At 71.8% G+C, this 13,195-nt stretch carries 12 protein-coding genes; 3 read left to right on the forward strand and 9 right to left on the reverse strand.

Annotated features, from left to right (window positions below; translation table 11 throughout):
• Positions 1–16: 16 nt before the first annotated feature.
• The 9 genes from LOC65_RS02825 to LOC65_RS02865 form a co-directional block, all read right to left on the reverse strand.
• Positions 17–442, reverse strand: a complete 426-nt coding sequence (locus LOC65_RS02825; RefSeq protein ID WP_009855825.1) for a MerR family DNA-binding transcriptional regulator — start codon at positions 440–442, stop codon at positions 17–19.
• A gap of 369 nt (positions 443–811) precedes the next feature.
• On the reverse strand, positions 812–1,654 hold the full coding sequence (locus LOC65_RS02830; protein WP_009855824.1) for a M48 family metallopeptidase: 843 nt from the start codon (positions 1,652–1,654) through the stop codon (positions 812–814).
• Between the two features lie 22 nt (positions 1,655–1,676).
• Complete coding sequence (locus tag LOC65_RS02835) at positions 1,677–2,411, reverse strand: GntR family transcriptional regulator (protein WP_009855823.1); 735 nt, start codon at positions 2,409–2,411, stop codon at positions 1,677–1,679.
• 69 nt (positions 2,412–2,480) lie between these two features.
• A complete protein-coding gene (locus LOC65_RS02840) occupies positions 2,481–3,278 on the reverse strand; it encodes a 1-acyl-sn-glycerol-3-phosphate acyltransferase (RefSeq protein ID WP_230246563.1) in 798 nt (265 codons plus the stop codon).
• Positions 3,278–3,886 (reverse strand): D-glycero-beta-D-manno-heptose 1,7-bisphosphate 7-phosphatase, encoded by a 609-nt coding sequence (gmhB, locus tag LOC65_RS02845; RefSeq protein WP_009855821.1) that lies wholly within the window; start codon positions 3,884–3,886, stop codon positions 3,278–3,280. Before gmhB ends, LOC65_RS02840 begins: the two co-directional genes overlap by 1 nt.
• Positions 3,887–3,899: 13 nt before the next feature.
• A complete protein-coding gene (glyS, locus tag LOC65_RS02850; protein ID WP_009855820.1) occupies positions 3,900–6,014 on the reverse strand; it encodes a glycine--tRNA ligase subunit beta in 2,115 nt (704 codons plus the stop codon).
• 3 nt (positions 6,015–6,017) lie between these two features.
• Complete coding sequence (gene glyQ, locus LOC65_RS02855; RefSeq protein ID WP_009855819.1) at positions 6,018–6,935, reverse strand: glycine--tRNA ligase subunit alpha; 918 nt, start codon at positions 6,933–6,935, stop codon at positions 6,018–6,020.
• A 31-nt stretch (positions 6,936–6,966) separates the two neighbouring features.
• Positions 6,967–8,493: an apolipoprotein N-acyltransferase gene (gene lnt / locus LOC65_RS02860; protein WP_230246594.1), complete on the reverse strand. Its 1,527-nt coding sequence runs from the start codon at positions 8,491–8,493 to the stop codon at positions 6,967–6,969.
• A 52-nt stretch (positions 8,494–8,545) separates the two neighbouring features.
• The gene (locus LOC65_RS02865) at positions 8,546–9,436 is read right to left on the reverse strand and encodes a transporter associated domain-containing protein (RefSeq protein WP_230246564.1); all 891 of its coding nucleotides are present in this window, start codon (positions 9,434–9,436) and stop codon (positions 8,546–8,548) included.
• A gap of 125 nt (positions 9,437–9,561) precedes the next feature.
• Here LOC65_RS02865 and LOC65_RS02870 point away from each other — a divergent pair, with 125 nt between their 5' ends.
• The 3 genes from LOC65_RS02870 to LOC65_RS02880 all read left to right on the forward strand — a co-directional run bounded on the left by LOC65_RS02870 (position 9,562) and on the right by LOC65_RS02880 (position 13,195).
• On the forward strand, positions 9,562–10,602 hold the full coding sequence (locus LOC65_RS02870) for a GTP-binding protein (RefSeq protein WP_009855816.1): 1,041 nt from the start codon (positions 9,562–9,564) through the stop codon (positions 10,600–10,602).
• 159 nt (positions 10,603–10,761) lie between these two features.
• Entirely contained in the window at positions 10,762–11,409 is a 648-nt protein-coding gene (gene dksA, locus LOC65_RS02875) for an RNA polymerase-binding protein DksA (RefSeq protein WP_009855815.1), read from the forward strand.
• 55 nt (positions 11,410–11,464) lie between these two features.
• On the forward strand, positions 11,465–13,195 hold the full coding sequence (locus LOC65_RS02880) for a hypothetical protein (protein WP_230246565.1): 1,731 nt from the start codon (positions 11,465–11,467) through the stop codon (positions 13,193–13,195).

Raw genomic sequence — 13,195 nt, forward strand, 5'->3', positions numbered from 1 at the left:
GGCCCGGCGGCGCGGCTCAACGAGGGCTGACCCGACGTCGTGGCGGCGGCGCCGCAGCGGCCAGCAGCGTGCGGCAGCGATCCTCGTGCTGCGCGATCTCGGCCAGCGCGAGCTCGAGGTCCTCGCGCTGCTGCTCGAGCTGGCGCCGGTGCGCGGCCAGCGTGGCGAGAAAGGCCTGCAGCTGCTGCGCGGTGTCCGACGGCGACTCGTACATGTCGACGAGCTGCTTGATCTCCTGCAGCGAGAAACCCAGGCGCTTGCCGCGCAGCGTCAGCTTCAGCCGCGTGCGGTCACGCGGCGCATAGACGCGGTTGCGGCCCTCGCGCGCGGGTGTCAGCAGGCCGACGTCCTCGTAGAAGCGGATCGCGCGCGGCGTGATGCCGAACTCCTGCGCGAGTTCGGTGATGGTGTAGGTGCGGGCGCCCGGGCGCGTCGGATCCATGGCGAGTGACGTTGACGTCAACGTAAAGCGGGACGCCGAACTGTAAGCCGCGGCGACGGCCCGCGGCTCAGGGCCGGCCCGGAGCGCGGCGCCAGGCGGGACGCGAGCGCCGGCAGCGAAAACGGGGGATGGGGGAGGAGCGGGCCGACGGGATCAGGCCCGGTGGGCATCGAGCGGGCGGCGGCCCCCGGAAGGACCACCGCCTCTCGCCGGTTTCTTGGAACCGATTCCCTGCGCCGACGGTGATGACAGCGTGTAGCCAAGTGTGACGCAAGACCCCGCCGACGCCCATACGCCGAGGGACGGATTGCGCCCCCAAACGTTTGCAGGGTGCGGGCTTCGCGGCGTTGTCGTGAGCGCGGCAGCGCGTCAGTCGAAGACCGGCAGCACCTCGTGGCGCAGCGCGCCGCGTGCCTGCTCGTAATCGGGCAGCACCGAGCGCACGACACCCCAGAACGCCGCGCTGTGGTTCATCTCGCGCAGGTGCGCCAGTTCGTGCGTGACGACGTAGTCGACGACCGGCAGCGCGAAGTGCACCAGGCGCCAGTTCAGCCGGATCGAGCCGTCGGCGCTGGCGCTGCCCCAGCGTGTGGCCGCCGAGCTCAGCGTCAGCCGGCGGACCTTCACGCCCAGTTGCGGCGCGAACATCGTGATGCGCTCCTCGAAGACCCGCCGGGCCTGGCGCTGCAGCCAGCTCTGCACCGCGTCGCGCCACTGCTCGCGGCTCGCGCCCTGCGGCAGGCCCAGGCGCAGCGTGCCACTCTCGGCGTCGAGCATCGCGCCGGTGGCCGCCGGGTCCAGCCGCAGCACGAGGTCGCGGCCGAGGAAGGGGATCGTCGCGCCGTCGCGCCAGTCCACGCGCGCGGCGGCCAGGCGCCGGCCGCGTTCACGCTGCTCGTGCAGCTTGCGCAGGATCCAGCCGGCCTTGGCGCGCAGCGCCGTGTCGATGTCGGCCGCGGCCACCCAGCGCGGCGCGCTGACGCTCAGGCCTTCGGCACCGATGACGAAGCCGATGCTGCGCCGGCGTGCCCGCCGCAGCTCGTAGCCGACGAGGTGCTCGCCGAGGCGGATCTCGCGCTGGGCGCGGGGGTGCAGGAAACCACCCGGCGACGGCGCTGCCGCACGCGCGGCAGCAGGCGGCGCGGCGGGCGCGGGCGGCGCGTCGAACAACGAGAGCTGGTGCGTGGACGCGGCGTCGGGCACGGACGGCATGCCCGATTCTAGGAAAGCCGGCTCAGGTTTCGCGGTAGGGCGCGAACAGGTCGCGCAGCGGTGTCGGCGCGACGGTGTCGCCGACGCTCAGCGAACGTTCGATCTCCGACAGGTGGCGGCGCATCTCGCCGGCCGCGCCGCCGCCGGCGCCGGCCAGCGCCGTCAGCAGCCCGGTGTGGGTGTGCGCGGCGCAGGTGCGCGCGCTGCCGCCCTGGTACAGCGCGATCAGCAGCGAGGTCGTCGGCAGCAGTTCGTCGAGCAGGCGCACGAAGACCGGGTTGCCGGCGAAACGCGCCAGCGCGCGGTGGAACTCGCCCGACAGCCGGATCGCCGCCGGTGCGTCGCCGCGCGCCTCGGCCTCGGCTTCCTGGCGCACCAGGGCCTCGAGCTCGGCCCGCTGCTCGGCGCGCAGCTTGCCGGCCAGGCGCCGCGCCAGCTCGCACTCGACGACGCGGCGCGCGTCGAAGACCTGGGCCGCCTGCTCGCGTGTCGGCTGCGGCACGCGCGCGCCGCGGTTGTGCTCCAGCTCGACGATCTGGTCCTGGCCCAGCCGGTGCAGCGCCTGGCGCACGACGGTGCGCGAGACACCGAAACCTTCGGCCAGCTCGACCTCGCGCAGCCGCGTGCCCGGCGCCAGACGGTGCTCGACGATCGCGGCGTGGATCGTGTCGTAGACGCGCTGCGTCGCCGTCGCCGGCGTGGAGGCGATGCGGCGCCGGGCCGGCGAGGCAAGTTCCAGGTCGGTGCGCGGGCTCATCGGCGCCGCCGGACGCAACGAGCGTGCCAACACGGCGGCGCCGAGGCCGAGCTCGCCGACAGCCGGCGCCTACACCTCGCCGCGCTCCAGGCCCTGGGCCGACGACGCGGCGGGCCTGGCCGCATAGGCCTCGGGGTCCAGGCGGCGCATCTCGGTCTCGATCCAGGCTTCGACCTCGTGCATCAGCTCATCGGGCTGGCGGCCGGTGGCGTCGATCGGCGCGCCGATCGAGACCTCGACGCAGCCCGGCCGCAAGACCATGCTTTTGGCCGGCCAGCAGCGGCCGGCGGCCACCGCGATCGGCACGATGGGCACGCCGGCGGTGATGGCCAGGCGCGCGGCGCCGGTCTTGTAGGCGCCCTGGCTGCCGCGCGGCACACGCGTGCCCTCGGGGAACATGATCACCCAGTTGCCCAGGTCGAACAGGCGCCGGCCCTGCTTGGCGACCTTGTTCCAGGCCTCGGCGCGGCGCGAGCGGTCGATGTGGATCATGTCCAGCCGCGCCAGCGCCCAGCCGAAGAACGGCACCCACAGCAGTTCGCGCTTGAAGACGTAGGCGATCGGGTGCGGCATCAGCATCGGCAGCGCGAAGGTCTCCCAGGTCGACTGGTGCTTGGCGGCGAGCACGACGGCCGAACGGCGGTCGGCACGTGTCGGCACGTTCTCGATGCCGTGCACGCGCCAGTCGACGCCGCAGATGACCCGCGCGCTGTGGATCGCCAGCGTCACCCAGCCGACGCAGATGCGGTAGCAGACACGTTTGGGCGCGACGACGGAGGCCAGCACCAGCACCGTCGCCCAGGGCACGACGGTCAGCGTCAGCCAGGCCCAGTACAGCGCCGAGCGCAGCAGCCCACCGGCGCGCATCAGCTGCGGTCCTCCGCGGCCGCCTCCTGCGGCTGGCTGCGGTCGCGCTGCAGGATGTAGTCGACGAAAGCCGCCAGGCTGGCATGGGCGCGCGCGCCCGGCACCTGGTGCAGCGTGTGGTGCAGCTGCTCGTCGTCGAGCGCCGCGGCGCGGCCGGAGAGGATCAGGTGCGGCTCGCAGCCGGCGGCGCGTGCGGCGACCAGGTCACGCACCGTGTCGCCGGCCATCGGCACGCTCTTCAGGTCGACGCCGTAGCGCCGGCCGACCTCCAGCAGCAGACCCGGCAGCGGCTTGCGGCAGTCGCACTGCTCCTCGGGCGTGTGCGGGCAGAAGAACACGGCGTCGAAACGCCCGCCCAGCGCGGCCAGCTGGCGCTGCATGTGTGCGTGCACGGCGTTGACCGAGACCATGTCGATCATGCCGCGGCCGATGCCGGCCTGGTTGGTGGCCAGCACGACGTGCCAGCCGGCGTGGTTCAGCCGCGCGACGGCCTCCAGCGAGCCCTTGATCGTGACCCATTCCTCGGGCCCCTTGACGTGATCCTCGCGGTACTCGTTGAGGATGCCGTCGCGGCCCAGGATCACGAGCTTGATCGACGGCGCGGGCATCGGCTTCTCCTCGTCAGGCCGCCAAACGCGACAGGTCGGCGACGCGGTTCATCGCAGCATGGAGCGTGCCCAGCAGCGCCAGGCGGTTGCGGCGCAGCGCCGGGTCGTCGGCGTTGACCATCACGGCGTCGAAGAAGGCGTCGACCGGCGCCTTCAGCGCCGCCAGCGCCTGCAGCGAGGCGGTGTAGTCGGCACGGGCGAAGGCTTCGTCGGCCTGCGGCGCGACGCGGCCCAGCGCGTCGAACAGCGCCGCTTCGGCCGGCTCGACCAGGCGCGCCGGCTCGACAGCGCCGCCGGCGGCCTCGTCGCTCTTCTTCAGGATGTTGCCGACACGCTTGTTGGCGGCGGCCAGCGCCGGCGCCTCGGGCAGCGCGGCAAACGCCCGCACCGCCGCCAGACGCTGCGGCAGCTCGGCCCAGCGTTCGGTGCGCAAGGCGACGACGGCGTCGACCTCGTGCGCGCTGTAGCCCTGCTCGCGCAGCCAGCCGACCAGGCGCTCGTCGAGGAAACGCAGCACCTCGGCCTGGGCCTGGCCGTGGCCCTCGGGGAAGGCACGGAAGGCAGCCGACACCAGCTCGGGCACCGACAGCGGCAGCGCCTTCTCGACCAGCATGCGGATCACGCCCAGCGCGTGGCGGCGCAGCGCGAACGGGTCCTTGTCGCCGGTGGGCAGCTGGCCGATGCCGAACAGGCCGGCCAGCGTCTCCAGCTTGTCGGCCAGCGCGACCGTGATGCCGGCCAGGCCGGCGTCGGTGCGCGGCAGCGCGTCGCCGGCGAAACGCGGGCGGTAGTGGTCCTCGACGGCCAGCGCGACGGCTTCGGTCTCGCCGTCGTGGCGCGCGTAGTAGCCGCCCATCACGCCTTGCAGCTCGGGGAACTCGCCGACCATGTCGGTCAGCAGGTCGGCCTTGGCCAGCAGCGCGGCGCGGTCGGCCTGCGCGGCCAGTGCCGAGCCGCCGAGCTGCTCGCCGATGTGGCGCGCGATCGTGCGCACACGCTCGACCCGTTCGCCCTGGCTGCCCAGCTTGCCGTGGTAGACCACCTTGGCCAGCGCCGGGATGCGCGACTCCAGCGTCTTCTTGCGGTCCTGGTCGAAGAAGAACTTGGCGTCGGCCAGGCGCGGGCGCACGACACGCTCGTTGCCGCCGACGACGCGGCTGGCGTCGGCCGGGCGGATGTTGCTGACGACGAGGAACCGTTCGGTCAGTCGGCCCTGGGCGTCGAGCAGCGGGAAGTACTTCTGGTTGGCCTTCATCGTCAGGATGAGGCACTCCTGCGGCACGGCCAGGAACTCGGGCTCGAAACGCGCCAGCAGCACGTTCGGGCGCTCGACCAGCGCCGTCACCTCGTCGAGCAGCGCGTCGTCGTCGATCGGCTTCAGGCCTTCGTTCGCGGCGGCCTCGTTCAGCTGGCGCACGATCTCGGCGCGGCGCTCGGCGAAGCTGGCGATGACGGCACCTTCGTCACGCAGCTGCGCGGCGTAGCTGTCGGCGTCGCGGATCTCGACGGTCGGCGCCGCCGCCTCGAAGCGGTGGCCGCGCGTCGTGCGGCCGGCCTGCAGGCCGAGCACGCCGACCGGCACGACTTGCGAGCCGTGCAGCGCGATCAGGCCGTGCGCCGGGCGCACGAAGTCGACGCTGGTCCAGCCGTCGGCGAGCTGGTACTTCATGACCTTGGGGATCGGCAGCTTGGCGACGGCGTCGGCCAGCGCCTTCTGCAGGCCCTCGGCCAGCGTCGCACCGGGCTGAACGCTGTCCAGGTACAGCGCCTCGTTCTTGCCTTCGCCCTGGCGCTTGAGCTGCGCCACGACCTCGGCGCCGTGGCCCAGCGCGGCGAGCTTCTTCAGCAGCGCCGGCGAGGCGCTGCCGTCGGAGGACAGCGCCACGGCCACCGGCATCAGCTTGGTGCTGACGGCCTGGTCGGGCGCCTTGGCGGCGACGGCGGCGACCTGCACCGCCAGGCGGCGCGGCGAGGCGTAGGCGGTGACGGCGGCGTCGGCCGCGGCGAGCTGCTGGGCGCGCAGGCCGTCGGCCAGCACGGCGGCAAACGCCTCGCCCAGCTTCTTCAGCGCCTTGGGCGGCAGTTCCTCGACGAAGAGTTCGACGAGCAGGTTCTTCTTGTCGTTCATGGTTCAGGCCGCCTTCTTCGCGAGTTGCGCGGCGACTTCGTCGGCCCACTCGCGCGGCGCGAGCGGGAAGCCCAGGCGGGCGCGGCTGTCGAGATAGCTCTGGGCGACGGCGCGCGCCAGGTTGCGGATGCGGCCGATGTAGGCGGCACGTTCGGTGACGCTGATCGCGCCGCGTGCGTCGAGCAGGTTGAAGGTGTGCGCGGCCTTCAGCAGCTGCTCGTAGGCCGGCAGCGCGAGCTGCTGCTCCATCAGGTACTTGCTCTGCTTCTCGTGCGCCGAGAAGGCGGAGAGCAGGAAGTCGACGTCGCTGTGCTCGAAGTTGTAGGTACTCTGCTCGACTTCGTTCTGGTGGTAGACGTCGCCGTACTTCAGCGTGTCGGTCCACTGCAGGTCGTAGACGTTGTCGACGCCCTGCAGGTACATCGCCAGACGCTCCAGGCCGTAGGTGATCTCGCCGGTGATCGGCTTGCAGTCGATGCCGCCGACCTGCTGGAAGTAGGTGAACTGCGTCACCTCCATGCCGTTGAGCCAGACTTCCCAGCCCAGGCCCCAGCAGCCCAGCGTCGGGTTCTCCCAGTCGTCCTCGACGAAACGCACGTCGTTGGACTTCAGGTCGAAGCCCAGCGCCTCGAGCGAGCCGAGGTAGAGGTCGAGGATGTTGGCCGGCGCGGGCTTCAGCACCACCTGATATTGGTAGTAGTGCTGCAGGCGGTTCGGGTTCTCGCCGTAGCGGCCGTCCTTGGGGCGGCGGCTGGGCTGCACGTAGGCCGCCTTCCAGGGTTCCGGGCCGATCGAACGCAGGAAGGTCGCGGTGTGGCTGGTGCCGGCGCCGACTTCCATGTCGTAAGGCTGCAGCAGGGCACAGCCCTGGGCGTCCCAGTAGGACTGCAGCTTGAGGATGATCTGCTGGAAGGTGAGCATGACGGCGCGCGCAAACGGAAAACCCGGAAGTTTACGCAGCCCGCCGCCTCCACCCCGCCGACAGGATCACGACCAGCGCCGCCAGCCCCGCCAGCGGCCACAGCCCGAAACGTGCCGCCCACCAGGCAAACGGCGTGACGCCGCTGCGGCCCTCGACCTCGGCTTCGAGCACGCCGCGCGTGCCGGGCGCGAGCTGCGCCGTCACCACGCCGCGGGCGTCGATGACCACCGTCATGCCGGTGTTCGTCGCGCGGATCATCGGCCGCTGGAACTCCAGCGCACGCAGGCGCGAGATGTTCAGGTGCTGCGGCAGCGCCACCGTGTCGCCGAACCAGGCGATGTTCGAGACGTTGGCGAAGATCGTCGGCGCGGCCGCCGGGTCGGCGAAACGCCGCGCCAGCTCCTCGCCGAACAGATCCTCGTAACAGATGTTCGGGCCGATGCGCTGGCCGAGCACGGCGAACGACGGCGGGTCGACGACGCCGCGGTCGAAGTCGCCGAGCGGGATGTTCATCGCCTCGGTGAACCAGCGGAAACCCGTCGGCACGAACTCGCCGAAAGGCACGAGGTGGTGCTTGTCGTAGCGGTAGCGCTCGCCGTCGGAGAGCCCGGCGACCGAGTTCGTGTAGCCGCGCTCGAAGTCGCCCAGCGGCACGCCGACCAGCGCCGCACGCCCCGGCGCGGCGAAGCGCGCGACCAGACGGTCCCAGTAGCCGGGCGCGAAGTCGGCGAGCTGGAACGGCAGCAGCGGCACCGCGGTCTCGGGCGCGACGACGAGCTGGCCGCGTGCGCCGTCCAGCGCCTGCTCCAGCCAGGCCATCGCCTCGGGCATGCGCTCGACGGCGAACTTCTCGTCCTGGGCGACGTTGGTCTGCACCAGCGTCACCGCCAGCGCGCCGGCCGGGGCGTCGAAACGCTGCAGCGCCGCCAGCCCGGGCAGGCCGAGCAGCGCCAGCGCCGCGAGCACCGGCGCGACCCGCCCGCGCCGCGCGGCCGCGGCATGCGCCAGCAGCCCGGCGGCGAGAGCCAGCAGCGCACCCAGGCCGTAGACGCCGACCCAGGGCGCCAGCGCCGCCAGCGGCGCGTCGACCAGCGCGTAGCCCGAGGCGACCCAGGGGAAGCCGGTGAACAGCACGCCGCGCGCCAGCTCGGCCAGCAGCCACAGCGCCGCGAACAGCGCCGCGTCGGGCGCGGCAAGGCCGCGCCGCCAGCGCGCGAAGGCGGCCATCGCCGCCGCGAGATACAGAGACAGCGCCGCCGCCAGCGCGGCGACGCCGGCACCGGCCAGCGGCGCCGGCAGGCCGCCGTAGCGGTGCATGCTGACGTACAGCCACCAGGTGCCCGCCACCAGCCAGCCGAAGCCGTAGGCCCAGCCCAGCAGCGCCGCCCGCCCCGGCGAGGCACGGCCGCAGGCCAGCGCCAGCAGCGCCGTCGACACCACGGCCAGCGGCCAGGCCGTGGTCTGCACGAAAGCCAGCGTCTGCAGCGCACCGAGCGCGGCCATCACCGCCGGCAGCGACCAGCGCCCACGCGCGGCCGGGCGCGCCGTCGTGAACATGATCCGGGTCACCGCCGCCCCTCGCGGGCGGCGTTCACGGCCGCGGCCCGCGTCATGCGCGAGCTTCGCCGGACTCGCCGATGCGCCAGACGCGGAACCAGCGCACGGCGCCGCCGCGTGTCAGCATCACCGTGAAGCGCAGGCCGCCGATCTCCAGCGACTCGCCGCGCCGCGGCACGCGGCCGAACTCGTGCGCGACGAGGCCGCCGATGGTGTCGAAGTCCTCGGTCGACAGCTCGACGGCGAAGGCGCGGTTGACGGCCTCGATCTCGACGTCGCCGGCGACACGCTGCGAGCCGTCGGCCAGCGTGTAGATGCCGGCGTCGCCGCGGCCGTCGTCGCGCTCGTCGAACTCGTCCTCGATCTCGCCGACGATCTCCTCGAGCACGTCCTCGATCGTGATCAGCCCGGCGGTGTTGCCGAACTCGTCGATGACGATCGCCAGATGGTTTCGGTTGGAGCGGAAGTCGCGCAGCAGCTCGTTCAGGCGCTTGCTCTCGGGCACGAAGACCGCCGGGCGCAGCAGCGTGCGCAGGTTCAGCTCGGGCGCACGCTGCAGCTTCAGCAGGTCCTTGGCCAGCAGGATGCCGATGACGTTCTCGCGCTTGTCCTCGTAGACCGGGAAACGCGAATGCCCGGCGGCGATGACCGCCGACAGCAGGCTGTCGTAGCCGGCGTCGATGTCGAGCAGGTCCATGCGCGGCGCGGCGACCATCACGTCGCCGGCGCTCAGGTCGGCCATGCGCAGCACGCCTTCGAGCATCAGCCTGGACTCGGGCTCGATCAGCTCGCGCTGCTCGGCGTCGGCCAGGGTCTTCATCAGCTCGTCCTTGCTGTCGGGGCCGGGCGAGACGAACTCGACGAGGCGCTCGAAGAACGAGCGCTTGTCCGCGGGCGACGTCGTCGCGCCGCGCGCGGACTTGGGAGAAGGAGGTTCGGACACGAGGGTGTCGGCAGTGGGGGTAGCGAAGAATACCCCACGCGCTTGACACGGTCTGGGGCTTGCAAGACAGTCTGCCGCCCTCAACTGGGAAGGCCTCTCCCGGCATCCCCACTCCCCCCGACACCATGAGCAACGGACTGATCCCGGCCACCATCCTCACGGGCTTCCTGGGCAGCGGCAAGACGACGCTGCTCAAGCGCGTGCTGACCGAAGCACACGGCCAGAAGATCGCCGTCATCGAGAACGAGTTCGGCGAGGAGAACATCGACAACGACATCCTCGTCGCCGACACCGAGGAACAGATCATCCAGATGAGCAACGGCTGCGTCTGCTGCACGATCCGCGAGGATCTGCGCTCGACGCTGTCGGACCTGGCCGAACGCCGCCGCAAGGGCCTGATCGCGTTCGACCGCGTCGTCATCGAGACCACCGGCCTGGCCGACCCCGGCCCGGTGGCGCAGACCTTCTTCATGGACGACGAGATCGCCGAGAGCTACCTGCTCGACTCGGTGGTCACGCTGGTCGACGCGGTGCACGCCGACGAGCAGCTGAACACGCGCCAGGAAGCGCGCCGCCAGGTCGGCTTCGCCGACCGGCTGTTCATCAGCAAGGCCGACCTGGCGCCGGCCGCCGCGCTCGACGCGCTGCAGTACCGCCTGCGCCAGATGAACCCGCGTGCGCCGCAGCGCTCGGTGCATTTCGGCGAGGTCGCGATCGCCGAGGTCTTCGACCTCAAGGGCTTCAACCTCAGCGCCAAGCTCGACATCGACCCGGACTTCCTGGCCGACCAGGCACACGCGCACGACCATCATCACCATCACCACCACGACGGCGAGGCCTGCGACCACCCCAGCCACCACGCGCACGACGACGACGTGAAGTCCTTCGTCTTCCGCGCCAAGCGGCCGTTCAGCCCGGCCAAGCTGGAGGACTTCCTCGGTTCGGTGGTCCAGGTCTACGGCCCGAAGATGCTGCGCTACAAGGGCGTGCTGTACATGAAGGGCAGCGAGCGCAAGGTCGTGTTCCAGGGCGTGCACCAGCTGATGGGCAGCGACCTGGGACCGAAGTGGGCGCCGGGCGAGGAGAAGCTCAGCAAGCTGGTCTTCATCGGCATCGACCTGCCGCGCGACATCCTCGAGCAGGGGCTGGAGCAGTGCCTCGTCTGAGGGTGCCCGCCGGGCCCGCTGCGCCTTGCGCGCAGCCGTCGGGGACGTGGCTACAATCCGCGCGCCTTGCGGCTGCCCAGCCCCGAGGACCCGACCCAGGGCAGCGGGTATAACCGGACATTCAGCGCGTCCCTGGACACAGGGCGAGGAGAGACTCCCGTGAGCAAGTCCACAGCCAAGCCCGCGGTCGCCGCCGCCAAGACGGCCTCCAAGGCCGGCAAGACCCCGGCATCGCCCGCCCCCTCGCCCGTTCCGGCCCAGCCGGAGAACCGTTTCACCGCCCGTTTCGCGCCGGCCCGCCCGGCGCCCAAGAATTCGCCCGAACCGATGGATGTGATCAAGCCGGCCACCAAGGCCGACCCGAAGCTGGCCGAGGCCTGGAAGAACAAGGCCGGTCGCGATCTGACCGAAGCCGAGCTGCTGGCGATGCCCGACAGCGAGTACATGAACGACAAGCAGATCGACTTCTTCCGCGCGCGGCTGCAGGCGCAGAAGGACGACCTGCTGTCCAACGCCGGCGAGACCACCGAGCACCTGCGCGAGGACACCTCGATCGTGCCGGACCCGGCCGACCGGGCGACGATCGAGGAAGAGCACGCGCTGGAGTTGCGCACCCGCGACCGCGAGCGCAAGCTGCTGAAGAAGATCGCCCAGTCGATCGCGCGCCTGGACAGCGGCGAGTACGGCTACTGCGACGAGACCGGCGAACCGATCGGCCTGGCGCGCCTGCTCGCGCGGCCCACCGCCACGCTGTCGCTGGAAGCGCAGCAGCGCCGCGAGCTCAAGCAGAAGATGTTCGGCGACTGAGGTCGCCGCCAGCAAGCGCCGCCGGAGCGCCACCGTCGCCGGCTACATTACGACCATGGCGGACACCAAGGACGGCGACAGCTTCTTCAAGAAGGTCGTGCGCTTCGTCGCCAACCCGACGACCGACTGGACCGAGCTGAACTCGCGCCAGGACGACCACCGCGAGCTCGAGATCGAGAAGACCGAGCTCAAGGCGATGATCGAGCGCAAGCGGCGCAACGACTTCGTCCGCAAGCGCGAGTTCGACATGCTGCGCCGCGTGCGCCGCGAGGGCCTGTCGCCCGAGCAGCTCGCGGCGCTGGGCGGCTCCTCCCGCCTGGACGACTCCGAAGCCCGGCTGCCCGAATCCTCTGGCGCCCGCGTCGACTCCGGCGTCAAGGAGAAGATCGACGCCATCGAACAGCAGATGGTCGGCGACCACTACGACGGCGGCCGCCCCGGTGCACGCACGCCGTCGCCGCCGCCTGCGGCGCCCGCCCCGGCCCGTTCCGAGCCGACGCGTGTGGCCAGCCGAGGCCTGGAGTTCGCGCCGCTGACCCAGCCCACGCCGGGCCAGACGCTCGGCGAACTGCCGCCGCCCACGCTGCCGGCGGCCATCCCGACACTGACGCTGCCGCTCACCGTGTCGAGCCATCTGGCGGCCACGCCCAGCGAGTTCGGCAGCCCGTTCGCCGTCGAGGTCAGCGAGGTCGTGCACGACCCCGAGCTCGACGAGGCGGTGATCGCCTTCGCGAATGCCGACTTCAACACCTGCGAGCAGGCGCTGCAGCAGCTGACCGCGGCCGAGGGCTCGCGCGCCCAGCACGCCGAGACCTGGCTGGTGCTGTTCGACCTGTACCGGGCCACCGGCCAGCAGGCCCGGTTCGAGAGCCTGGCGATCGACTACGCGCAGCAGTTCGGCTGGTCGGCGCCGCAGTGGTACTCGCTGCCCAAGCTGGTGGCCGAGGCGGTGGCCGACGAGCGCCCGCGCCCGGGCGAGCCCACCACACGCGCCTCGGGCGAGGTCGGCTGGGCCTGCCCCGAGTCGCTCGACCTGGACGCGCTGGCGCGGCTGCGTTCGCTGACGCTGCAGATGCCGCTGCCCTGGGTCTTCGACTGGAGCCGGCTGCGCTCGATCGACCCCGAGGCGGCGATGCAGCTGTCGACGCTGTTCCGGCTGTGGGCCGGGCAGGCGCTGGAGATGCGCTGGATCGCCGGCGACCAGCTGTTTGCCGTGCTCGCCGAAGCCGCGCCGACCGGCGTGCGCGACGCCGACCCGGCCTACTGGCTGACACGTCTGGACGCGCTGCGCCTGGCCAATCGCGCCGACCAGTTCGACGAGGCGGCGATCGACTACTGCGTCACCTACGAGGTCTCGCCGCCGTCCTGGGAAGCGGCACGCTGCCGCGTGCGCATCAGCGGCACCGGCGCGTCCACGCGCACGCCGCCGATGTCGATGATCGGCGAGGTCTCGACCAGCTTCCTCGAGTCGGCGATGCCCGACGACACGGTTCTGCAGGTCGAGCAGGCCCACGTCGAGCTCTCCGGCCAGCTCGTCGGCGACATCGGCAAGACGCTGGCCCTGCTCGACGGCCAGCTCGGCGCGGCGCCGCTGGTCAGCGTCTCCTGCGCACGCCTGATCCGCGTCGACTTCATCGCCGCCGGCGACCTGCTGAACTGGGTCATCACCAAGGGCGAGACCGAGAAGCGCTCGGTGATGTTCGTCGACGCCCACCGCCTCGTCGCGCTGTTCTTCGGCGCGATGGGCATCAACGCCCACGCCAAGGTCCAGGTGCGCAAGGTCTAG

It is taken from the genome of Rubrivivax sp. JA1055, from assembly GCF_020966565.1.
Taxonomy (GTDB): domain Bacteria; phylum Pseudomonadota; class Gammaproteobacteria; order Burkholderiales; family Burkholderiaceae_C; genus Rubrivivax; species Rubrivivax benzoatilyticus.